The organism is Gallintestinimicrobium propionicum (genome assembly GCF_025567525.1).
GTDB classification, from domain to species: Bacteria; Bacillota; Clostridia; order Lachnospirales; family Lachnospiraceae; genus Gallintestinimicrobium; species Gallintestinimicrobium propionicum.
Genome location: NZ_JAOQJY010000001.1, coordinates 347177 through 371670, shown reverse-complemented (window position 1 = coordinate 371670; position 24494 = coordinate 347177). Strand labels below are relative to the sequence as shown.

Below are 24494 nucleotides of genomic sequence, written 5' to 3'. Positions count from 1 at the left end.
GGCTTCCAATGCGTTCAAAACATTGGAAGCCCGGTGTTTTATGATCGTAGGTTCTGTTCTTTTTTAAGGTTTTTCTGCGCGGTAGAGAGCATCAGTTTGATACGGTTCAACTGGTTTACTTCGCTGGCACCGGGGTCATAGTCGATGGCAACGACGTTGGACTGCGGGTAGCGGCGGCGAAGCTCTTTGATGACACCCTTGCCGACAACGTGGTTAGGCAGACAGCCAAAGGGCTGGGTGCAAACGATATTATTGACACCCTCGTGGATCAGCTCGACCATTTCACCGGTTAAAAACCATCCTTCACCGGTCTGGTTGCCGATGGATACGATGGGCTCTGCGTAGGACACCAGATCATAAATAGAAGATGGCGGCGTGAAGTTTTTACTCTTTTTGAGCGCATCGGTTGCCGCACCGCGGATTTTTTCGACTGCCCAGATCCCCATCTTAGCGATTTTGGCGGTCGATTTTTTCGTGCCGAGATGCTCTGCCTTGTAAATCTGGTTGTAGAAGCAGTACAGCATGAAATCGAGCAGATCAGGTACAACGGCTTCAGCGCCTTCCGATTCCAGCAGTTCTACCAGATGGTTGTTTGCTGCCGGGGCAAATTTAACCAGGATCTCGCCGACAATGCCGACACGGGGCTTTTTCTCGTCTGTGATCGGGATACGGTCAAAGTCGTCAACTATTTCACGGCACATTTTGCGGAAGGTGAAGTAGTTCGGAAGCTTTTTCGTGGACAGGAAATTCTGGCACTTTTTTATCCACTTCTGATGAACCGCGTTGACGGAGCCGGGCTCTTTTTCGTAGGGGCGCATATGATAAACACAGCGCATGAAAATATCGCCGAAGATTGCACCGAAGGCCGCACGGGTCAGAAGGTTTGCATCCAGTTTAAATCCGGGGTTTGTCTCAATGCCGCCCATGTTGATGGAAACGACCGGAATGTATTCCATACCGGCTTTTTCCAATGCACGGCGGATGAAACCGATGTAGTTGGTTGCACGGCAGCCGCCGCCGGTCTGGGTGATAACAACCGCAACCTTGTGCAGGTCATATTTACCGGAAAGCAGGGCATCCATGATCTGGCCGACAACACACAGGGACGGATAGCAGGCGTCGTTGTTGACGTATTTTAAGCCAATGTCAACGGAATGACGATTATCATTATCTAATACTTCGAAATTATAGCCGCAGGACCGGAAAGCGGGTTCCAGCAGATCGAAATGGATCGGGGACATCTGCGGACAGAGGATCGTGTAGTCTTTGCGCATTTCTTCTGTAAAGATGACGCGGTTTAAGTTGGTCGGCATGATCTTGCGTTCCTGATGCTTCTTTTCGCGGACACGGATTGCAGAAAGCAGGGAGCGGACACGGATTCTTGCTGCACCGAGGTTGTTGACTTCGTCGATCTTTAAACAGGTATAAATCTTGCCGGAGCCGGAGAGAATGTCGTTGACCTGATCGGTGGTGACAGCGTCCAGACCGCAGCCAAAGGAGTTGAGCTGGATCAGATCCAGATCGTCTCGGGTGCGGACATAGGCTGCCGCCGCATACAGGCGGGAGTGATACATCCACTGGTCGGAAACGATCAGCGGACGGTCCGGGTGACCGAGGTGAGAAACGGAATCCTCCGTCAGGACAGCCAGCCCGTAGGAAGTAATCAGTTCCGGGATACCGTGGTTGATTTCAGGATCGACATGGTAGGGACGGCCTGCCAGCACGATGCCGCGTTTGTGGTTTGCCTCCATCCACGCCAGGACCTCTTCGCCTTTTTTGCGCATATCGTCCCGGGCAGCTGCCATTTCATCCCAGCCTGCACGGGCTGCGGCAGTGACTTCTTCTGCAGGAATGTCAGAAAACTCCTTGATCAGCGCCTCGGTAGCAACTTCAAGGGAAGAAAACGCCATGAAAGGATTTCTAAATTTCACTTCCCCGCGGCCAATTTCCTCCACATTGTTCTTGATATTTTCCGAATAGGATGTAACGATCGGGCAGTTGTAGTGGTTATTGGCATCCGGGGTCTCATTTCTTTCATAGAACAGCGCAGGGTAGAAGATAAAAGGAACTCCCTGTTTGATCAGCCAGGTCACATGACCGTGGGCAAGCTTTGCCGGGTAACATTCGGATTCACTGGGAATGGATTCGATGCCCAGTGAATAAATGTTGTGGTTGGAAGCGGGGGACAGGATGACCTGATAGCCCAGTTTTGTAAAAAATGTAAACCAGAACGGATAGTTTTCATACATATTTAAAACGCGCGGGATGCCGACGGGTCCTCTGGGCGCCTGGTCAGCGGTCAGAGGTTCGTAGGAAAACAGCCGTTTTAATTTGTAGTCGAATAAGTTCGGTACCTGGTTCGGGTTTTTCTGCTTGCCAAGGCCGCGCTCGCAGCGGTTGCCGGAGATATACTGACGGCCGCCGGAGAAACGGTTGATTGTCAGACGACAGTTGTTGGTGCAGCCTTTACATTTTGCCATGCTGGTATCGAATTCCAAGGAATTGATCGCGTCAATCGAAAGCATGGAGGTCTGATAGCCGTCCGTGTAATGCTCGCGAGCTATTAAAGCTGCGCCGAATGCGCCCATGATGCCGGCGATGTCGGGACGGATCGCCTCACAGCCTGCGATCTTTTCGAAGCTGCGCAGTACGGCATCGTTATAGAAAGTACCGCCCTGAACGACGATCTGACTGCCCAGCTCGGATGCATCGGACACCTTGATGACTTTAAATAACGCGTTTTTGATAACGGAATAAGCCAGTCCGGCGGAAATATCGGAAACGGAAGCGCCTTCCTTCTGCGCCTGTTTTACCTTGGAGTTCATAAATACGGTACAGCGCGTACCCAGATCGATGGGGTGTTCTGCAAACAGCGCAGCCTTGGCGAAGTCCTGAACGCTGTAGTTTAAGGATTTTGCAAACGTCTCGATAAAGGAACCGCAGCCGGAGGAACAGGCCTCGTTTAACTGTACGCTGTCTACGGTCTGATTTTTGATCTTGATACATTTCATATCCTGACCGCCGATATCGAGGATACAGTCTACCTTCGGATCAAAGAAAGCAGCAGCGTAATAATGTGCAACCGTCTCAACCTCACCGTCATCCAGCAAGAATGCGGCTTTCATCAGGGCTTCACCGTAGCCGGTAGAACAGGAACGGACGATTTTGGCACCGGCGGGCAGTTTTTTATAGATATCCTGGATCGCACCGATGGCGGTCTTTAACGGACTGCCGTTGTTGTTGGAATAAAAAGAGTACAGCAAAGAGCCGTCCTCTCCGACGAGGGCCGCTTTTGTCGTTGTGGAACCTGCATCGATACCCAGATAGCAGTTACCGGTATAGGTTTCGAGCGGCGCGGTTTTGACGCAGTGGCTGTCATGACGTTTGCAGAAGGCGTCATATTCTTCCTGGGAGGCAAACAACGGCTCCATACGTTCTACTTCAAATTCCATCTTGATGCCGGAGGAAAGCTTGTTGACCATTTCCTCCATCGTGTAAAAGACGTCCTCCTTTGCATTTAAGGCGGAACCAATGGCGGCGAAAAGGTGGGAATTGGCCGTGTCGATGACGTGTTCGTCATCCAGGTTCAGCGTGCGGATGAAGGCTTTTTTCAGTTCGGATAAAAAGTGCAACGGACCGCCGAGAAATGCGACATGTCCGCGGATGGGCTTACCGCAGGCAAGGCCGCTGATGGTCTGATTGACAACTGCCTGGAAAATGGAAGCAGAAAGGTCTTCTTTGGTCGCGCCGTCATTGATTAACGGCTGGATATCAGATTTTGCAAATACGCCGCAGCGCGCCGCAATGGTATAAAGGGAGCGGTAGCTTTTTGCATATTCATTCAGGCCGGCAGCATCTGTCTGCAGCAGGGAAGCCATCTGGTCGATGAAGGAACCGGTACCGCCGGCGCAGATGCCGTTCATACGCTGCTCAACATTCCCATTTTCGAAATAAATAATCTTGGCGTCCTCTCCGCCAAGTTCGATGGCAACATCTGTTTTGGGTGCCAGCTCCTGCAGGGACGTCGATACAGCGATAACCTCCTGCACAAAAGGAACCTGCAGATAGTTTGCAAGGGTCAGACCGCCGGAGCCGGTGATCATCGGATGCAGGGTGATATTGCCGAGTTTTGTATAGGCATCTTTCAGAAGGTCAGAAAGAGTCTCCTGAATGTTGGCAAAATGCCGTTTATAATCGGAGAACAGAATCTGGTGATTTTCGTCCAGAATGGCGATTTTAACTGTGGTGGAACCGATGTCGATTCCGAGGGTATATTGCATTTGATTCATAAGCGCTTGTCACTTTCTTCCTATTAAATGTGTGATAGTTCTTCTTTTTTGAGTCTGAATCATTATACGACAGGATTTTTCAGGTTTCAATCGGTGATTTGCTAAAAATTTGCTAAAATTTGTATAAAGTGGGAAATTTTTGATTTCTTAAAGAATTATAAAAACGATAAAATAAAAAGGCACATCGTTGCCTTTTTTTTGTTGGAATGATATCATAAACACAGTCTTTCATAAATTTTTATGGAAAACCCGAAACGGCGGCGCGAAAAAATGCGTTTGCTATTATAGAAGGAAAGGAACATTATCCTATGAATCAACATAATGGACTGAGACGGAAGCTGGAAAAATATGCCATTCCGAATCTTACGCTTTATCTGATTATTTGTTACGGAATCGGTTACCTGATGCAGTATCTGGTGCCCGCAGGGTATCAGTATCTGATGCTCGACCCGTTCCTCGTGTTAAAAGGACAGGTCTGGAGACTGGTCACCTGGATCCTGATTCCGCCGGATAGCTCGAATATTTTCTTTGTGCTGATCACGCTGTATCTGTATTATTCGCTGGGCGGCCTGTTGGAGCGCATCTGGGGAACATACAAATATAATGTATATCTGTTCTCCGGTCTGTTGTTTACGATCCTCGGCGCCTTCGTCCTGTGCGGTTACAGCGTGCTGATGGGTGCGCAGCCGACGATGTATACAGGATTGTACCTGTTAAACAACGGTAGTGCAGTATATTTTGGACAGTTTTCCACCTATTATATCAACATGTCCATTTTCCTGGCATGTGCGGCCAGCATCCCGGACGTGCAGGTGCTGCTGATGTTTATTTTTCCGATTAAGGTCAAATGGCTCGGTATCGTTTACGGCATCATTTTGCTGGTAAACTGCATTCAGGGTGGTATCGCCACCTGGATTGTGGTGATTTTCTCACTGTTGAACTTCCTGGTATTTTTCCTGCGCTCGAAAGGAAAGATGCATCTGTCAGTGGGGCAGATCAAGCGGCAGCAGGAATTTCATCAGAAGATGCGGTCGGCAGGGCAGACGAAAGGGATTACGCGGCACAAATGCGCGATCTGCGGCAGAACGGAGTTGGACGGAGACGATCTGGAATTCCGTTTCTGCTCCAAGTGTAACGGCAACTACGAATATTGTCAGTATCATCTGTTTACGCACGAGCATGTAAAGTAAGGCGTGCAGGCTTTGCAGCGAAACGGCGGTATCCGCTGGCGCTGTCCGGGCAGGCATGAGAAATTATAAAATTTGTGAGGAAAATTATGAGGAAAGAACAAATTTTTGCAAAAACACTGGAAGAGCTTTCAGCGCTTGCAAAGGAGCAGGGAAATATGCTTTCGGAGGAACAGGTTACAGAGGCCTTTGACAAGGCAAAGCTGAATCTGGGAGAACCGCAGCTGGAGATGATTTTTGCCTATCTCAAAAATAAAAAGATCGGCATCGGGCAGCCTGCAGATCCCTTTGACTATATGACACGGGAAGAAATCGACTATCTGGAAGAATATTTAAAGGCAGTGCAGGCTGGTGCGGACGTGACGGATGGTGTGAAAGAAGCGGTCCTTTTATCCGCTATGGCGGGCGATGCGGACGCAAAGCACCGGATGATCGAAATTTTTCTGCCGCAGGTGGCGGAGATCGCAAAGCTCTACGCCGGACAGGGCGTTTTTCTGGAAGACCTGATCGGAGAAGGCAATGTGGCGCTGACGATGGCGGCAGAGATGCTGGACTGTGCACAGAATGCCAAAGAAGCTGAGGGCACGATCGCCAGCATGATCATGGAGGCGATGGAAAATTATATTTCTGAAAATGCTTCCGAAAAAAAGACGGGCGAAAAGCTTGCTGAAAATGCCAATGATATTCTGGAAAAAGCGGAGGAACTATCAAAGGAGCTCGGCCGCAAGGTGACGGTGGAAGAGCTGTCCGAAGAAACCGGAATTTCGGAAGAAAAAATTCGGGACGCAGCCAGAATCACCGCAGATCATATTGAATTTCTGGAACCGGAGGGCTGACGCATGGACATGCCGCAAAATCAGGATTTTAAGTATGTCCTGCAGGATTTTGGAAATATTTATATCGGTGCCCGTTATTCCTATGAGGAAATGTTAAAAAGTGAGGAGATTCCTTATAAATGGAAAGCGATCATCCGACATTATCTGTTGAAGGAGACCTCGCCGGAGACGACGATGGAAAATCATATCTTTTTTATGAAAGAGGATGATTTCGCTTATGAGACGTTTCAGGAGCTGAAGGCATCGTTTAAGATGAGCGTATGGATAGAGGCGGACGGGAAAAGGCATAAGCATGGGCATTACGAAAGCCGGGAATACAAAATTTCCGAAATCGTACAGAGTGAAGAGCTTCACAGAAAGATGGACACGATTATCGTGGAAGAGCTTCATCTGACCAAGCTTGCGCTGATGATGTTTTCCGTGTGAGACAAATATCTGATACAGGAGAGGGAGAGAAAATGAGAATAGAAGATCTGGCAGCTTATGAGATCATCAGCCGACAGAAGATCCATGATTTAAGATCGGAAGGATATCTGCTGCGCCACAAAAAGAGCGGTGCGCGGATCGCACTGTTATCCAATGAGGATGAAAACAAAGTATTTTACATCGGATTTAAGACGCCTCCGGCGGACAGCACAGGTGTTGCGCATATTCTGGAGCATTCCGTTCTGGAAGGCTCGAAGGAATTTCCGGTCAAAGACCCTTTTATTGAACTTGTAAAGGGATCTATGAATACGTTTTTAAATGCCATGACCTATCCGGACAAGACGATGTATCCGGTTGCAAGCTGCAACGACAAGGATTTTGCAAACCTGATGCATGTTTATATGGATGCAGTATTTTATCCGGATATTTATAAGCAGCCCAACATCTTTTATCAGGAGGGCTGGCATTATGAGATGGAAAACGCCTCCGATGAACTGAAATTAAACGGCGTCGTATATAATGAGATGAAGGGTGCGTTCTCTTCTCCGGACGACGTTCTGGATCGGGAGATCGTGCGGAATCTGTTCCCTGATACGGTTTATGCGAACGAATCCGGCGGCGACCCGGATGTGATTCCGAACCTGACCTATGAACAGTTCCTGGATTTCCATCGTAAATATTATCATCCGGTCAACAGCTATATCTATCTGTATGGCAACATGGATATGGTCGAGCGCCTCAACTGGATGGATGAGCATTATCTGTCCCATTTTGAAAAAATTGACGTGGAGGCAAATATCAGTCTGCAGGAGCCTTTTGCTGCACCCAGGGAAGCTGTAAAGCCTTACTCGATCACAGAGAACGAGCCGCTGGAGCACAATACCTACCTGACCTGCAGTATGACTGCCGGGGACGTTTTAAACCGGGAAGAATACATTGCCTTTCAGATTCTGGACTACGCGCTTTGTTCCTCCCAGGGTGCGCCCTTAAAGCAGGCACTTTTGGATGCAGGCATCGGCGAAGACATCTACAGTGATTATGACAACGGGACGAGACAGCCGTATTTCTCCATCGTCGCTAAGAATGCGGATGCTTCCCGGAAAGAAGAATTTTTAAGGATCATCGACGAGACACTGGAAAAGCTTGTTGCAGAGGGACTGGATCAAAAGCGTTTGCAGGCCGGCCTGAATTATTACGAATTTAAGTATCGGGAAGCGGATTATGGTATTTTCCCTGCAGGGTTGATGTATGGTCTGCAGGTAATGGACAGCTGGCTTTACGATGAAACCAGGCCGTTTATCCATATCGAAGCGGGCGATACTTACCGCAGCCTGAGAGAAAAGGTGGAGACCGGATATTTTGAACAGCTGATTGAAAAGCATCTGCTGCACAATCCGCACAGAAGCGTGCTGCTGCTCGTACCCGAAAGAGGGCTGACCGAAAAAAAGGATCAGGAGTTGGCAGATCGCCTGCAGGCTTACAAGGAAACGCTGACTGCAGAAGAAATCGAAAAAATTGTGGAAAAGACAGCTGCGCTGAAAGCGTTTCAGGAAGAACCCGACCGCCCGGAGGATCTGGCGAAGATTCCGCTGCTGGAAAGAAGCGATATTCGTCGGGAGATCGAGCCGATCATTTTGGAAGAACGTAAAATCGAAGACACAAAACTGATTTACCATAAAATCGAAACCAACGGCGTCAGTTATTTTCGCCTGCTGTTCGATATCAGTGAGGTTCCGGCAGAGCTGTTTGCCTATGTCGGCATTTTGAAGGCGGCGATCGGCCTGGTGGATACGCAGAATTATTCCTATCAGGAGCTGTTTACGCAGACAGACCTTTTGACCGGAGGAATCGTGCCGGTTACGAATATTTATCCGAATATCACAAATCCGTCCGAACGCAAAATTACGTTTGAAATCAAAGGAAAAGCGTTCCATGCGCATTTAAAGGACGCGATGGAGCTGACAGCAGAGATGCTGGTACGTTCCAATTATACGGATACGAAGCGCCTGTACGAGATTCTGACAGAGTTGAAATCGAGACTGCAGTCCTCCATGATTTCCGCAGGACATACGATTGCGGCGGGCAGGGCAATGTCCTATACGTCCGAGACAGTAGCAATTCAGGAAATTTTAAGCGGCATGGACTTTTATCGGCTGGTGGATAGGCTCTGCACAAACTGGGACGAAGAAAAAGAGAAGCTTCCGGAGATTTTGAAACGGCTGAGCGAGTGCATGTTCCGTCCGGAAAACCTGATGTTTGATTTTACCGCAGAAGAGGAAGAACAGGAAAAGCTGTTTGAAGCAGAAGCCAAAGCACTGAAAAAAGATTTGTTTACCTGCCCGGTGGACAGAGAGCCGGTGCATGCTGCGGTTTCGAAGAAAAATGAGGGCTTTTTATCAGCTTCTCAGGTACAGTATGTGTGCCGCGCCGGAAATTATAAAAAGAACGGGTTGGAATATACCGGAGTGCTGCGGATGCTGCGTGGTATTTTAAATACGGATTATCTCTGGAACACAGTCCGCGTCAAGGGCGGCGCTTACGGCTGCATGTGCAGCTTCGGAAAGAGCGGAGATGCCTATATCGCTTCTTACCGCGATCCGAATCTTGGCAAGACGATCGAAGCCTATGAGGGCATCGTGGAGTATGTAGCGCATTTCGCAGGGGATGAGCGCTCGATGACTCAAGCGGTCATCGGTACGGTCAGTGAAATGGATGCACCGATGAACCCGGCTGCAAAGGCGCTGCGCGCGCTGAGCATTTATCTGACCGGACAGACCGCAGAGCAGCTGCAGAAGGAGCGGGATCAGGTTCTGGATGCAACGGCGGAGGATATCCGGGCGCTTGCCGGTCACATGAAGGCATTTCTGGAAGACGACTGCCTGTGTGTTGTCGGAAATACGAAGAAGATCGAAGAGGAAAAAGAACGCTTCGGGACACTGGAACAGCTGCTTTGAAGCACGCGGCTGCCCGGACAAAAGTTCGGTGCAGCCGATGGAGCATATACACAATGGGAAGCTTAGAAGGGAGGGATTTTCATGTTGAAAAAGAAAATGGCGAAGGTACTGACGGGTGTTTTAGCCTTATCCATGCTGTCGGGCTGCGGCTCGGCAAGCAAAATGGCGATGGAATCCGCCTATGATACGGCTGCGTCAAACTACAGTGCTGCTGGCGGTGTATATTATGACAGCGGCGACTATGAGTATGCCGATGAAGTATCGGAAGAAAACGGCTCGTCCCAGGCGGAAACCGTAGAAAAGGGAGAGACGACCGGGCGCAAGCTGATCCGAAATGTGGATATGGACGTAGAGACGGAAAGCTTTGACGCGCTCCTTGCGTCTGCACAGTCTCAGGCGGAGGAGCTTGGAGGCTACATAGAAAGCAGCAGCATTTCCAATAGCAGTTATGCCAGTTCAACGTCTGCTGCCAGAAGCGCACGTCTGACGGCAAGAATTCCTTCGGAGAAGCTCGATGGCTATCTGGCGGGAATTTCCAAGCAGTCCAATGTGACGAGAAAATCTGAATCCACAGAGGATGTGACGTTGCAGTATGTGGATCTGCAGAGCCACAAAAAGGCACTTCTGGCAGAACAGGAAAGCCTCCTCTCCATGATGGAGCAGGCGGAATCCATCGAGGATATCATTGCGATCAACGAGCAGCTGACCGATGTACGCTATCAGATCGAAAGCATGGAATCCCAGCTTCGCACCTATGACAATCAGGTGGATTACAGCACGGTCAACCTCTATATCGACGAGGTGGAGCGCTACACGCCAGGAGCGGCAAAGAGCGCGGGTGCGCGGATTGCAGAGGGCTTTTCTGCAAATATTTACAGGGTTGGAAGCTTTTTCAAAAATTTCGCAATTGAATTTATTATTCTCTTGCCGATCCTGATTGCGATTGCAATCGTACTCGGAATTGCGATCCTGATTGTACGGATAATTATCAAGATAAGTGAAAAGCATCAGGCGGGAAAAAAGACATCGGCAAAAACAGAAATCAAAACCGGGGACAGATACAGACAAAAACCGGGAAAGGAACAGATACATGGCGCAGAACAAACAGAAAAAAGCGGGCTTTGCAACGCTGGTAGGACGCCCGAACGTGGGCAAGTCCACACTGATGAATCATCTGATCGGACAGAAAATCGCGATCACATCCAATAAACCCCAGACGACAAGAAACCGGATTCAGACCGTCTATACGGGACCGAAGGGACAGATTGTGTTTCTGGATACGCCGGGCATCCATAAGGCGAAAAACAAGCTCGGCAACTACATGGTAAAGGTGGCGGAAAGCACATTTTCCGATGTGGACGTCATTCTCTGGCTGGTAGAGCCGACGACCTATATCGGTGCCGGGGAACGGCATATCCTGGAGCAGTTAAAACGCAGCAGGCTGCCGGTCATTCTCGTGATCAACAAGATCGACACTGTTCCTAAAACAGCCGTTTTGGATGCGATGGAAACCTACCGCAAAGAGATGGATTTTGCAGAAATCGTCCCGGTATCGGCGCTTCGCAGCAACAATACCGATACGCTGTTGGACTGCATTTTCAAATATCTTCCCTATGGAGAGCCATTCTACGATGAAGATACAATCACAGACCAGCCGCAGCGTCAGATCGTTGCAGAGATGATCCGGGAAAAGGCGCTGCGCTGTCTGGAAGAGGAAATTCCCCACGGCATCGCAGTGGCGGTCGAACGGATGGAATTTAAGGAGCATATCGTCAATATCGATGCGACGATCATCTGCGAGCGGGACTCTCACAAGGGAATTATTATCGGCAAGCAGGGCAGCATGCTCAAAAAGATCGGTTCTCAGGCGCGCCGGGATATCGAGGATATGCTGGAATGCCAGGTCAATCTGCAGCTCTGGGTCAAGGTCAAGAAGGACTGGAGAGACAGCGATTTCCTCTTAAAGAACTTCGGCTACAACCCTGCGGATACCAGACCGGACAGATAGAAAGCTCTTTTTTCTGAGGGAATAAAAAAGTCCAAACCGCTTATCCTATGAGGGACGTAAAAGCTGTCGGAGACGGCAGATTGGATACATGGGAGGCGGTAAGGATGAATGAAAGAAGTTACTGGGATCAGTTTTTAAAAACCGGACGTGTGGAGGATTATCTGCAGTACCGGAATCAGATACAGGAAAGAAATGCGCTCCGGAACCGGGCGAAGTCACACGAGAGCAGCTCGTTTACTTCGTCCTTCCGCGCAAAGGCGCAGGGACAGGATGGGGAACAACATGCAGGATCGGATCAAAGTGCTCGGGATCGTTCTGAAGGCAGAACCGATCGGGGAGTATGACAGGAGAGTCGTGATCCTGACTCGGGAAAAAGGAAAAATATCCGCTTTTGCAAGGGGAGCCAGAAAGCCGACAAGCGCTTTTCTGGCTCCTACCAGTCCGTTTACCTTCGGGACGTTCGAGCTGTATGCAGGGCGAAATTCCTACAGTGTCTGTGATATTTCAGCAGACTGCTATTTTGAAGAGCTGCGGCAGGATTTTGAGGGCGCCTATTACGGAATGTATTTCCTGGAGCTGGCGGATTATTGCACGCGGGAAAATAACGACGAGCGCGAGGTGTTAAAGCTTTTATATCAGTCCCTGCGGGCGCTGACGGTAAAAAGCATCCCGCGCAGGCTTGTGCGATGCATCTACGAAATCCGGCTGATTGTGGCAAACGGGGAATTCCCGGGGCTGCCGCAGGGCAATTTTTCGGAAACAGCGCTGTATGCAGTCGAATTTATCGCAGGGACGCCCGTGGAAAAGCTTTACACATTTACCTTAAAAGAAGAAGTGCTTGCAGAGCTTGTGAAGATTGCAGAAAAATACCGGAGGGATTTTCTTCCGGGTGAATTTCATACCCTGGAGATCCTGGAAACGTTATAAAATGACTTTGTAAAGTTATGGGTTGAAAAAGAAAGGGCGGTCGGCTATAATAGTTAAGATCATAGCATCGGCAGATAAAGAGCGGATGCAGATGAGAGGGAGCAGATAAATGACGCGAAAATGGATCATGCGCGCACTGTGTATCCTGTGTCTGGCAGCGATGCTGACGGGATGCGGCAGGGAGCCGGAAGTAACCGAGACCACGATTGAAGTCAAAAAAAATGGTCAGGTGGTTCACACGATTATAGAAGATTTTTCCGAAAGCTATTATAATCTGGATGAGCTGGAAAGTACGATTCAGCAGGCATGCGATACTTATAATGCTTCGGCTGGAAAAGAAGCGGTTGTGCTGAAAGCGGCAAAAGAAAATGACGATCATACGGTAACGGTCGTGATGCAGTATGCGGACGCTTCTGCTTATTCTGCTTTCAACAAACTGGCATTGTTTGTCGGAACCGTAAAAGATGCGTTTAACGCAGGATACGATCTGAATGTCACGCTTTCTTCCCTGACGGGAGACGGAGAGCAGATCGGCAAGGAAGACCTCCTCAAAATGGGAGAAAAGCACATTGCAGTTGTGCGGGAAGCGGTTAATGTCAGAGTATGGGATAAGGTCCGGTACGGTTCGGAGGATGTCGAGGCGACAGCGAATGCCAAAACAGTATCCGTAACCGACGCAGATATGCTGACCTATATTCTGTTTGATTAAAATCTGTGCAGTCAAAGGAGAAAAACGATGGAAAAGACAATGGACAAAATTGTATCGCTGGCAAAAGCGAGAGGGTTTGTATATCCCGGTTCCGAAATTTACGGCGGACTTGCAAATACATGGGATTACGGTAACCTCGGCGTAGAGCTGAAAAACAACGTAAAGCGCGCATGGTGGAAAAAATTTATCCAGGAGAACCCTTACAACGTCGGTGTGGACTGCGCGATTCTGATGAATCCCCAGACCTGGGTTGCATCCGGACATCTGGGCGGCTTTTCTGATCCGCTGATGGACTGTAAGGAATGCCACGAGCGTTTCCGTGCAGATAAGATCATCGAAGATTATGCGCAGGAGCACAATATTGATCTGGGAGGCTCTGTAGACGGCTGGAGTCAGGAACAGATGATGCAATTTATCGAAGATAATCAGGTTCCTTGCCCGACCTGCGGCAAGCATAACTTTACCGAGATCCGTCAGTTCAACCTGATGTTCAAGACCTTCCAGGGTGTTACGGAGGATGCAAAGAATACGGTATATCTGCGTCCCGAAACCGCACAGGGTATTTTCGTAAACTTCAAGAACGTACAGCGTACTTCCAGAAAGAAAATCCCGTTTGGTATCGGTCAGATCGGTAAGTCCTTCCGGAATGAAATCACACCCGGCAACTTCACGTTCCGTACCAGAGAGTTTGAGCAGATGGAGCTGGAATTCTTCTGTGAGCCCGACACTGACCTCGAATGGTTCGCATACTGGAAACAGTTCTGTATCGACTGGCTGCAGACTCTTGGCATCAAGCCGGAAGAAATGCGTGTCAGAGACCATGAAAAAGAAGAGCTTTCCTTCTACTCCAAGGCTACAACGGATATCGAATTTTTATTCCCCTTTGGCTGGGGCGAGCTGTGGGGCATCGCTGACCGTACCGATTACGACCTTTCCCGCCATGCAGAGGTTTCCGGTCAGGATCTGTCTTACTTTGACGATTCCAAGAATGAAAAATATATCCCTTATGTTGTTGAACCGTCTCTGGGTGCAGACCGTGTCGTTCTGGCATTTTTATGCGCTGCTTATGACGAGGAAGAGCTGGAGGGCGGAGATGTCCGTACTGTCCTTCATTTCCATCCGGCTCTGGCACCGGTTAAAATCGGCATCCTGCCGCTGTCCAAGAAGCTCAATGAGGGTGCAGAGAAGATCTATACCCAGCTGTGCAAGAAGTACAACTGCGAATTTGACGACAGAGGCAATATCGGTAAGAGATATCGCCGTCAGGATGAAATCGGTACGCCGTTTTGCGTTACCTACGATTTCGAATCCGAGACAGACGGCTGCGTAACCGTTCGTTTCCGTGATTCTATGGAGCAGGAGCGGGTTGCGATCGCTGATCTGGACGCATACTTTGCAGAAAAGCTGGATTTCTAAGAAATTTTAAGCTGGCTGTGTATAATCGAGTACGCGCTTTGTGGGTACTTAATTCTGTGAATTAGAAAGATCCGTCTTTTCCGTGTGGATTCCACATGGAGAAGGCGGATTTTTTTGCAAATGGCGCGGGTGAATTGTATTGCGCGTGAACGGCTCCTTTTGGCAACATTTTGCTGTTTGTGAAAGATTTTGTTTGTTCTGCGACAAAATTTGGCAGGAAAACTAAAAACTGCACAAATAAAAAACGAATATATTGTTTGACTTTACATATTTTAATGTGCTAGAATGATTTTATGAGAAAAACAGTCCGGCATAATGCTAAATGACTGTAAATACAGACCAAAGGGGGACCATTACAATGGCGAAATGGGTGTATTTATTCAGGGAGGGAAATGCGGATATGCGCAACCTCCTGGGCGGAAAAGGTGCGAACCTTGCAGAGATGACGAATCTCGGGCTGCCGATTCCACCCGGCTTTACCGTGACGACAGAGGCCTGCACAGACTACTATAACCATGGCAGGTCAATTTCTGAAGAAATTCAGACACAGATTTTTGATGCACTGGCACTTTTGGAGGAAAAGCTCGGCAAGAAGTTCGGAGATACCGAGAATCCGTTGCTTGTGTCGGTACGAAGCGGAGCGAGAGCTTCGATGCCCGGTATGATGGATACGATCCTGAATCTGGGCTTGACCGATATTTCGGTCGAAGGCTTTGCCAAACGGACAGGCAATCCGAGATTTGCCTACGATTCTTACAGACGCTTTATTCAGATGTTCTCAGATGTTGTCATGGAAGTTCCCAAATCGTTATTTGAACGGGTCATTGATGAAATAAAAGAAGATCGGAAAGTTCACTTTGATACGGAGCTGACGGCGGAGGATCTAAAAGAGGTGATCCGGCGTTTTAAAGAGATCTATAAGGGAAAAATGGGCGAAGAATTTCCGCAGGAGCCGCGGGTTCAGCTGATGGAAGCGGTAAAGGCGGTATTCCGTTCGTGGGATAATGAAAGAGCTATCGTATACAGAAGGATGAATGACATTCCGGGGGACTGGGGGACTGCAGTCAATGTACAGTCGATGGTATTCGGAAATATGGGCAATACCTCCGGTACAGGCGTTGCCTTTACGAGAAACCCCTCCACCGGAGCAAAGGGCATTTATGGCGAATATCTGATCAACGCACAGGGTGAGGATGTTGTTGCAGGAATCCGTACACCGCAGCCCATTACCCGACTGGAAGAAGACCTGCCGGAATGCTATGAGGAATTTTTGAAAATTGCAAACCGTCTGGAAGAGCATTACCGTGATATGCAGGATATGGAATTTACCATCGAGGACGGAAAGCTGTATTTCTTACAGACCAGAAATGGCAAGCGCACGGCGCAGGCTGCTCTGCAGATCGCATGCGACCTTGTGGATGAAGGTATGATCACGCCCCAGGAAGCTGTCAGCAGAATTGAAGCAAAATCTCTGGATCAGCTGCTGCATCCCGCTTTCGATCCGGATGCACTGAAAAAGGGAACCGTGATGGGACAGGCTCTTCCGGCATCTCCTGGCGCAGCTGCCGGTAAGATCTATTTTACTGCAGAGGAAGCAAAAGAAGCCCATGAGACTGGCGAGCGTGTCATTTTAGTACGTCTGGAAACTTCTCCGGAGGATATTGAGGGGATGCATGCTGCAGAGGGTATCCTGACTGTGCGCGGCGGTATGACATCCCATGCTGCAGTTGTGGCAAGAGGCATGGGAACCGCATGTATTTCCGGCTGCGGAGATATTGTGATCGATGAAAAGAAAAAGCAGTTTACATTAGGCGGCAAGACCTATTTTGAGGGGGATTATATTTCCCTGGATGGCTCAACCGGTAAAATTTACGACGGCGATATTCAGACACAGGAGGCTTCGATCAGCGGCAACTTCGGCAGAATCATGAGCTGGGCGGATTCCTTCCGTAAATTGAGGGTTCGCACGAATGCAGATACGCCTGCAGATGCGGCAAATGCGGTACGTCTTGGTGCAGAAGGGATTGGACTTTGCAGAACAGAGCACATGTTCTTTGAAGCGGAGCGAATTCCGAAGATCCGTAAAATGATCCTTTCCAAAACCGTGGAAGAGCGCGAAAAGGCGCTGGAAGAGCTGATTCCGTTCCAGAAGGGCGATTTCAAGGCGCTTTATGAAGTAATGGAGGGGAAACCTGTTACGATTCGTTTCCTGGATCCGCCGCTGCATGAGTTTGTTCCGACAGACGAAAAGGATATCGAAGCACTGGCAAAGGATATGAATCTTTCTGTTGAGGAAGTAAAGAGCACCTGCAGTGAGTTGCATGAGTTCAACCCGATGATGGGTCACAGAGGCTGCCGGCTGTCCGTTACGTATCCGGAAATTGCAAGAATGCAGACAAGAGCGGTAATCGAAGCGGCGATTGAAGTAAGTAAAGAAAAGGGCTTTGAGATCGTTCCGGAGATCATGGTTCCGTTGGTTGGCGATAAAAAGGAGCTGAAATTTGTCAAAGACGTAATTGTGGAAACTGCTGAAAAGGTTAAGGCAGAAAAAAAATCGAATTTGGTTTATCACATTGGAACGATGATCGAAATTCCAAGAGCAGCACTTCTGGCAAACGAAATTGCAGAAGAAGCCGAATTTTTCTCCTTTGGTACAAATGATCTGACTCAGATGACCTTTGGCTTCTCCCGTGACGACGCAGGAAAATTCCTGGTGGATTATTACAAGAGTAAGATCTATGAATCTGATCCCTTTGCAAAGCTTGACCAAAACGGCGTAGGACAGCTGATCGAAATGGCAGTCACAAAAGGTCGTTCCCAGCGTCCGAACTTAAAGATCGGTATCTGTGGTGAGCATGGCGGCGATCCCTCTTCGGTTGCATTCTGCCATAAGGTTGGAATGGATTATGTATCCTGTTCTCCGTTCCGTGTACCGATCGCGAGATTGGCTGCTGCACAGGCTGCAATTAGCGAAAAGATAGGATAAAAGGTAAGCATGTACATTATTTCTACGAAGCTGGATTACGAGAAGGTATTGCGATATCGCAAGGATTATGAGACATATCTTTGCAAATAACAGTAGTATAATCTGGTAGTAGAGATGCGAATTATAGGTTAGAGGCTCCTCATTATTGGTAAAAATATCGGTAATGGGGGGCTTTGTTCATATGAATTTCAAGATAGTATGCGGCTGTTAAATTATTTCATGGATATTTTGTTGTTAAACATTTGAATTTGACATATAATATTCTTATTAAGGTAATGTATGACAAATGATATTTGTAACTAGAAAATTATGCTATTTATTGGTGAAAAGGGAAAAATAAATGATTTCAGAATTAACAATCGAAAAATTCCGTGGTATTGATAATTTAAAACTAGATGCGCTTGGCAAAGTGAATATAATTGCAGGGGAGAATAATACAGGTAAAACGAGTATCTTAGAAGTAATTGAAAGCCTTCAAGGACCGAATAATTTGCGCGCATGGAGATTATTGGGAAAAAGAGAGGGTAATAGTGGACCTCGTATGTATACGACGGTTTATGATACAATGAAATCCTTGTTTCCAATTAATAATGAAATGAACAAAACTTATATTTCTTATTCGGGTAAAAATGATGGGAAAGTTTTTTCTGTTCAATTATTAGGACAGTTTTCTGAGACGATTTTATCGGATGAACAATTGAATGCAAATGGTGGATATGTATTACATGAAAATAAAAATGAATACGAACACAATGAGTATGAGGCATCTGTATTAGATATACAATACATTATAAACGGTGAGAATTGTGGTAAAGACAAGATATATAGTATTCAAAGAGGTATTCAATACTCTGATAATATTGTAAGGATAATAAATAATGTTGTGTATGTGTCACCAACTCAGCATGCTAATAATACTTTATATTTGAATGATTTGATGACGAATACTGAATTATATGAGCAATTTGTGGATATAATGAGGGAGTTTGATCCGGATTTTATTTCGATAAATTCGGTAGAAGAAGAGAGAACATTTGCAAGAAAATATGTTGTTTTATCAAAAAAATTTAAGGAAGGTTTGATACTAAATGCTTATGGAGATGGAATGAAAAAGGCTATGTTGCTTTTGAGTGCAGTATTGAAGGCTAAAAATGGCATATTGCTATTAGATGAATTTGAAACGGCAATTCATACTTCTGCTATGGGAAATGTTTTTAAGTGGATTATTGAGAATGCTGAGAAATTAAATGTGCAAATTTTTATGACATCCCATAGCCTTGAAGCAATAAATTCTGTATTAAAGTGTTCTCCAAAAATGCAGAAAGATATTAGAATGATTACTTTAGTAAATACCGAAAAGGGAGTGAAGGTACGCAATGTTGATGCAATAAAGGCAATACAATTAATGGACGAATATGGATTGGAGTTGAGATAGATGAGAGCAGTTATTCTTTGTGAAGGTACGACGGATTTATTAATGATACAATATGTTCTCCAGTATAGGTATGACTGGGAATATGAGGGATTTTGGGAAAATTCTGTAACCAATAAGCTATTAAAAAAGACATTGAAAAAAGACGGATCTAATATTGAAATTCAAAGTTGTGGCGGAATAACAAATATTCCGATTAAGATGAAGTCGATAAAAGATCAATTAGAATATGTAACGAGAAAAGAAGAATTTATTGATAAAGTTATCATTTTAATAGATCATGATACAATTGATAGTAATAGGGAATTTATTGAACAAATTAATGAAAATTTAGGAACTCAATTTGTAGAAGAAGATATAAATAGTAATAGTAAGTGGATAATAAATAATTTTGTTCTTGGACAATGCCAAGTGGATTTATTTTTTAAATGTCTCCCTGAAAATGAAACAGGGGCAATTGAAAAAATAATGCTTGAAGCATTAACAACAGATGAAGTTGAAGAAAATTTAATAAAGGATAGTAATGACTTTATTACAGAAATGGCCCAAAAACAAAATAGATATTTGAGAAAGAAATCGCGAATATCAAAGGCTGTTTTTAATACATATTTTGCAATTAGAATACCAGAAGAAAAATATGATGAGAGAGCCAGAATATTAAAGGCATATGATTGGAAAAATAATGAGACTATAAATAAAAACTTTAATTTTCTTGACATTCCAACACAGGATTGACGATCAAGATAATAAATTTTCTTGGAGAATCACAATTATAAAAGAATTAATACACTAAGATAAAAATACTAAGGAGACGAATTAATATCTTCTTGATGTATTTTGCTAAATGAGCACTTGATTACATTATACTTGTTGTAAAAAATGACACGTTCTATCCTAATCAGGAGTTCGTTTATCAAGTCGAGACAAAAAAATCGGCTACTATCGCCTTCCTTTTTTTATACGAATTTTTGATAGAATTGAAGGAAATTGTTTTCTGAGTGGATGTGGACTTTTATGAGATTAAATTTCGCTGAGGAATATACTTCTGCTGAAATGGCAAAGAAGTGTAGAGTGAAATTGCGAACAATACAAATTATGTGTGCCGAAGGAAGAATAGCAGGCGTAACAAAAATTGGAAGGGCATGGGCTATTCCAGTAGATACAGATAAACCTAAAGATAATAGAATAATTACTGGTGAATATAAAGATTGGCGAAAACTCAGAAGAACAGTGAGGAATGATTTCTATGAGACAACTTAAATATAGTAGAGAACTTTATTCGAAGATTGCACTTATTAAGGCTGCTTACAATTTTACGGATAGAGCATATGTGCATTTAGATGCCGACGAGAAATATTATTATGTATCGTTAAATGCAAAAAATGAGAAAGAAGAAATATCTGATGATGAATTTGAAAATGAAATTCTAGCCCAAAGTGCTCGGCATGAAATCTATTTACAGACAAAGAATATTCGTGAATTGATGCTTGCTAGGGCTGTTGCAACAAGTGTAGTTGCTCCTAAAGACGAGGATGAATTATCGGATAGCGAAATTGAACAGCAATTTTGCGAAGATGAAATATTAAAGGATTGGTTTGATACTAATGGTTAAGTTGTTATTGAGTACAGAAATTTATTCCGAAAAAAGTATAAAAGAAACCTGTGATACATACAAAGATTTTGCAAAAATTAAAGTGAAAAGAAAAGGTATCTATATAGAGTTGATTTTTAACAGTTGCAAATATGATCCGAACGTCACAGTAAAAGAATTTGAAAATTATTTGATAAATATAGAGAATATGAAAAAATGATTATAATAGAAATTTTTTTGACAGCTGTGCTTATATTGCTAGGAATAATAACATCAATATCTGATGTGAGGGACGGAAGAATATACAATAAAACTTTACTTGGATTTGTTTTACCCGGAATCGTTTTATGCGTGATATATTATGGATATTTTGCCAGAGATTTATTTTGGCTTTTCATGATAAATTTTGGAATCATTGCCTTGATTAGTTTGATTTTATTTTACACACACTCATTTGCAGGTGGGGACTGTAAATTAACTTTGGTGATGGCAGTGCTTTATCCGGCAAATGAATATTTGGTTTATGGAAAATCAGATGTAACTTTGTACTTTGCACTATGCCTTGCGATTTTATATGGATATTTTTATCTGTTATTTTTCTCAATCTATTCATTGGTAAAGGGAAGAACAAAAATTACAAAAGAATATGTAAAAGGGTATCTTGGAAATTTTCTTAAATCCTTTTTATCAGCATCGGGATATATATGCTTAATAAACTTATTATTTATCATGATTGGCATGAAAGGCATATATGTTAATGAATGGATTATAAGAATAATATGCATGATATCTGCCTGGTTAGTTGGTAAAGAAAGTAAATTAAAAAAATGGCAGATTATTGTTGGCGTTTATGCTGTTGATATTGTCATTGGATTGATATTAGGATTTATTCCGTTCTCTTTTAATCCAGAAAACTATGTGTTGGTAATATTACTACTGCTTTGCCAGATGACCATTCGGACAAGTTTATATCAGGAAGTTAAAATATGTGATTTGAAGAAAGGGATGATATTATCAAGTATATCATCAATGCTTATGCAAAATTCCAGAGTTAGAGGACTCCCTCCCATATCATCAGAAGATTTGAGAAGTAGATTGACGGAAGAACAGGTTGAGAGTATTGGTCGATGGGCAAGTAGCAGGAATATTTCAGCAGTAACGGTTGTCAGGAAAATTCCGTTTGCAATGTTTATTTTTGCTGGATTTTTAAGTTATTTCATTATATGGGGGATGGTTAAATGATTGTAAAGCTGGAGAATTATCATGGAAAATATAAAATAGTATCTTTGGCTTTGAATCAAACAGTAAGGGAAGAGCTACTTAAAGATGAGATAGAGTTTGTATATATATCAGAAAATGATATAAGGTTATACCCGGAAGATGTTGTGGTATCCAAAGATAAAAATATAATTGAAAAGCTCAGAAATGCACATGATTATGATGTTTATGAACTTTGGGAAAATGGAAAATTTTCGGAATACTATGATGATAGTTCTTTGGATAATTATTTCTTCGTGACAGGTAAATGTAATTCTAATTGCGTTATGTGCCCATCTCCAGATATATCTCGGCAAAAGGGCCGAAATACCAGTGTAGATACCTTGATAGAAATTGCAAAACATATACCTACGGATGCCCCGCATCTCACAATTACAGGTGGGGAGCCGTTTATGGTAGGTCCAGATATATTTAGATTTTTAGAATTTCTTAGAGCAAAATTTGAATGTACAGATTTTTTATTGCTTACCAATGGAAGAATTTTTGCAGTTGATTCATATGTGGAAAGATTCGTAGAAAAGTCACCAAAGAACAGTATAGTTGCTATACCTATTCATGGTTCTACTGCGAATATTCATGATATGATAACTCAGTCAAATGGTAGTTTTAATCAGACAAAGATAGGGATAAAAAAGTTATTGAAGGCGGGAATTCATGTTGAGTTAAGGATTGTTGTAAACAGATTGAACAAAGATGATATTCATAATATTGCACAGATGATTTCTGATGAACTTTCGGAAGTGGATTATGTCAGCATTATGGCAATGGAGATGACTGGAAGCGCAAGGGTTAATCAGGATAAAGTATGGATATCATATGTAGATGCTGCGCAAGTTGCAGAGGATGCAGCCTTAGTATTGATAGAAAATGGAATTGATGTGAAACTATATAATTTTCCATTATGTACTGTGAAGAAGGAATATTGGACATTGTGTGAAAAGAGTATATCACCGGATAAAGTAAGATATGCTGAGACTTGTGAGAACTGTAAAATGAGAAATGCTTGTGGCGGAGTGTTTGCAGGAACAATGTCTATGGAAAAGGGAGAATTGAGAGCAATTATATGAAGCTAAATTACTTTAATTTTAAGCAATATGGAAAATCTATTCTAATGACAAATGATTTTGGAAAGTATATGTTTGTCAGCAAAGAGGATTTTGGGAAGATTCTTTCGTTGGATGTTGATAGAGAATCGGAATTATATGAATCACTTATTGAGAAAAAGATGATATACGATGAATCCGATTTGGAATATTCATCCATAAACAAATATGCATTAAGAGAAATAAAGGGGCATGTCAATGTAGCAACATCATTACATATTTTTGTAGTAACTACAGTATGCAATATGAGCTGCATATATTGTCAGGCAAATAATGGTGTAGAATGTTCTCATCTTATTATGAATAAGGAGATGGCTGAAAAGGCAGTAGATATAGCGTTGCAGTCGCCGGAACAGTCTTTATGTTTTGAGTTTCAGGGTGGAGAGCCATTAGTTAATTTTGATATTATAAAACACATAGTACAATATGCCGAAATACATAAAGAGAAGCATGAGATAGCGTATACGGTAGTAACTAACTTAACATTATTAAATGATGAAATGTTAGATTTTTTTGTACAGTACAATTTTGGAATATCAACGTCTGTAGATGGAAGTGAATTAGTACACAATAATAATCGTCCATATGCTGACGGATCTGGTACATTTAAAAAAGTAATAAATTCTGTTGAGAGAGTAAGAAAAGCTGGCTTGCAGGTGGGAGCCATAGAAACAACTACAAGATTTTCTCTTAACTTTCCCAAAGAAATTGTTCACTCCTATGTAGATATGGGCTTTGAAAGCATTTTTATAAGGCCATTAACACCATTAGGAAAAGCTGCAAAGAGTTGGGAAAAAATAGGATATAGTTCGGAGGAGTTTATTAAATTCTATCAGCAAGCATTAGATGAATTGATTGAAATAAATAAAGCAGGAAGATTCATCAAAGAAGATCATGCTGCAATTTTATTGAGAAGAATAAGAGGCGATTTCATGAACTATATGGAATTGCGTTCACCATGTGGCGCAGGTGTTGGACAGTTGGCGTATTATGCAGATGGTAATATTTTTACATGCGATGAGGGACGAATGCTTCATGAGATGGGACAAAGTACATTTCAATTAGGAAATGTATATAACAACACTTATACAGATCTGATAAATAATAGTGTATGTAAGACAGTATGTGCGTCCAGTGTTTTGGAAACAATTCCGACTTGTTGTGATTGTGTATACCAGCCATATTGTGGAACTTGTCCGGTTGTAAATTATGCTTTGGATGGAGATGTGATAGAAAAACAACCGAGGGGATATAAATGCAGAGTATATTCTGGAATATTAGATTATTTATTCTCGAAGTTTTATGAAAATGATGAGGAAACAATGCGGATATTAAATTCATGGAGTGATTGA

Annotated in this window: 20 protein-coding genes; 19 read left to right on the top strand and 1 reads right to left on the bottom strand. The window is 44.2% G+C overall.

The features are described 5' to 3' along the window. Window positions 1-38: 38 nt before the first annotated feature. Window positions 39-4289, bottom strand: a complete 4251-nt coding sequence (locus OCV62_RS01710) for a 2-hydroxyacyl-CoA dehydratase (protein ID WP_330667181.1) — start codon at window positions 4287-4289, stop codon at window positions 39-41. A 308-nt stretch (window positions 4290-4597) separates the two neighbouring features. On the opposite strand from OCV62_RS01710, the gene OCV62_RS01705 reads away from it, so the two are divergent. From OCV62_RS01705 to hxsB, 19 genes are all read left to right on the top strand, one after another. Then, a complete protein-coding gene (locus tag OCV62_RS01705; RefSeq protein ID WP_021914130.1) occupies window positions 4598-5479 on the top strand; it encodes a hypothetical protein in 882 nt (293 codons plus the stop codon). Between the two features lie 86 nt (window positions 5480-5565). After that, the gene (locus OCV62_RS01700) at window positions 5566-6312 is read left to right on the top strand and encodes a sigma-70 domain-containing protein (RefSeq protein ID WP_262584824.1); all 747 of its coding nucleotides are present in this window, start codon (window positions 5566-5568) and stop codon (window positions 6310-6312) included. Between the two features lie 3 nt (window positions 6313-6315). Next, on the top strand, window positions 6316-6738 hold the full coding sequence (locus OCV62_RS01695; RefSeq protein WP_117960102.1) for a hypothetical protein: 423 nt from the start codon (window positions 6316-6318) through the stop codon (window positions 6736-6738). A 32-nt stretch (window positions 6739-6770) separates the two neighbouring features. Next, window positions 6771-9692, top strand: a complete 2922-nt coding sequence (locus tag OCV62_RS01690; RefSeq protein ID WP_262584822.1) for an insulinase family protein — start codon at window positions 6771-6773, stop codon at window positions 9690-9692. Between the two features lie 81 nt (window positions 9693-9773). After that, window positions 9774-10901, top strand: a complete 1128-nt coding sequence (locus tag OCV62_RS01685) for a DUF4349 domain-containing protein (RefSeq protein WP_262584821.1) — start codon at window positions 9774-9776, stop codon at window positions 10899-10901. After that, window positions 10783-11700: a GTPase Era gene (gene era / locus OCV62_RS01680; RefSeq protein ID WP_117960105.1), complete on the top strand. Its 918-nt coding sequence runs from the start codon at window positions 10783-10785 to the stop codon at window positions 11698-11700. The genes OCV62_RS01685 and era overlap by 119 nt, the downstream gene beginning before the upstream one ends. A gap of 47 nt (window positions 11701-11747) precedes the next feature. Continuing rightward, complete coding sequence (locus OCV62_RS01675) at window positions 11748-12044, top strand: hypothetical protein (RefSeq protein WP_262584820.1); 297 nt, start codon at window positions 11748-11750, stop codon at window positions 12042-12044. After that, a complete protein-coding gene (gene recO / locus OCV62_RS01670; RefSeq protein WP_262584819.1) occupies window positions 11983-12627 on the top strand; it encodes a DNA repair protein RecO in 645 nt (214 codons plus the stop codon). Before OCV62_RS01675 ends, recO begins: the two co-directional genes overlap by 62 nt. Window positions 12628-12736: 109 nt before the next feature. After that, the gene (locus tag OCV62_RS01665; protein ID WP_262584817.1) at window positions 12737-13336 is read left to right on the top strand and encodes a hypothetical protein; all 600 of its coding nucleotides are present in this window, start codon (window positions 12737-12739) and stop codon (window positions 13334-13336) included. Between the two features lie 27 nt (window positions 13337-13363). Further along, complete coding sequence (locus tag OCV62_RS01660; protein ID WP_021914139.1) at window positions 13364-14752, top strand: glycine--tRNA ligase; 1389 nt, start codon at window positions 13364-13366, stop codon at window positions 14750-14752. A gap of 358 nt (window positions 14753-15110) precedes the next feature. Beyond that, the gene (gene ppdK, locus OCV62_RS01655) at window positions 15111-17738 is read left to right on the top strand and encodes a pyruvate, phosphate dikinase (protein ID WP_262584816.1); all 2628 of its coding nucleotides are present in this window, start codon (window positions 15111-15113) and stop codon (window positions 17736-17738) included. A 340-nt stretch (window positions 17739-18078) separates the two neighbouring features. Further along, window positions 18079-19173: an AAA family ATPase gene (locus OCV62_RS01650; RefSeq protein ID WP_262584815.1), complete on the top strand. Its 1095-nt coding sequence runs from the start codon at window positions 18079-18081 to the stop codon at window positions 19171-19173. Then, window positions 19174-19905, top strand: a complete 732-nt coding sequence (locus OCV62_RS01645) for a DUF3226 domain-containing protein (RefSeq protein ID WP_262584814.1) — start codon at window positions 19174-19176, stop codon at window positions 19903-19905. It abuts the gene before it with no gap. A 279-nt stretch (window positions 19906-20184) separates the two neighbouring features. Beyond that, window positions 20185-20430: a helix-turn-helix domain-containing protein gene (locus tag OCV62_RS01640; protein ID WP_262584813.1), complete on the top strand. Its 246-nt coding sequence runs from the start codon at window positions 20185-20187 to the stop codon at window positions 20428-20430. Beyond that, complete coding sequence (hxsD, locus tag OCV62_RS01635) at window positions 20417-20782, top strand: His-Xaa-Ser system protein HxsD (protein ID WP_262584812.1); 366 nt, start codon at window positions 20417-20419, stop codon at window positions 20780-20782. The genes OCV62_RS01640 and hxsD overlap by 14 nt, the downstream gene beginning before the upstream one ends. After that, window positions 20775-20981 carry an HxsD-like protein gene (locus OCV62_RS18640; RefSeq protein ID WP_416822280.1) on the top strand — a complete coding sequence of 69 codons (207 nt, stop codon included), beginning with the start codon at window positions 20775-20777 and terminating at the stop codon, window positions 20979-20981. The genes hxsD and OCV62_RS18640 overlap by 8 nt, the downstream gene beginning before the upstream one ends. After that, window positions 20978-22003, top strand: a complete 1026-nt coding sequence (locus OCV62_RS01630; RefSeq protein ID WP_262584811.1) for an A24 family peptidase — start codon at window positions 20978-20980, stop codon at window positions 22001-22003. Before OCV62_RS18640 ends, OCV62_RS01630 begins: the two co-directional genes overlap by 4 nt. Next, entirely contained in the window at window positions 22000-23106 is a 1107-nt protein-coding gene (gene hxsC / locus OCV62_RS01625; RefSeq protein WP_262584810.1) for a His-Xaa-Ser system radical SAM maturase HxsC, read from the top strand. The genes OCV62_RS01630 and hxsC overlap by 4 nt, the downstream gene beginning before the upstream one ends. Further along, window positions 23103-24494 carry a His-Xaa-Ser system radical SAM maturase HxsB gene (hxsB, locus tag OCV62_RS01620; RefSeq protein ID WP_262584808.1) on the top strand — a complete coding sequence of 464 codons (1392 nt, stop codon included), beginning with the start codon at window positions 23103-23105 and terminating at the stop codon, window positions 24492-24494. Before hxsC ends, hxsB begins: the two co-directional genes overlap by 4 nt.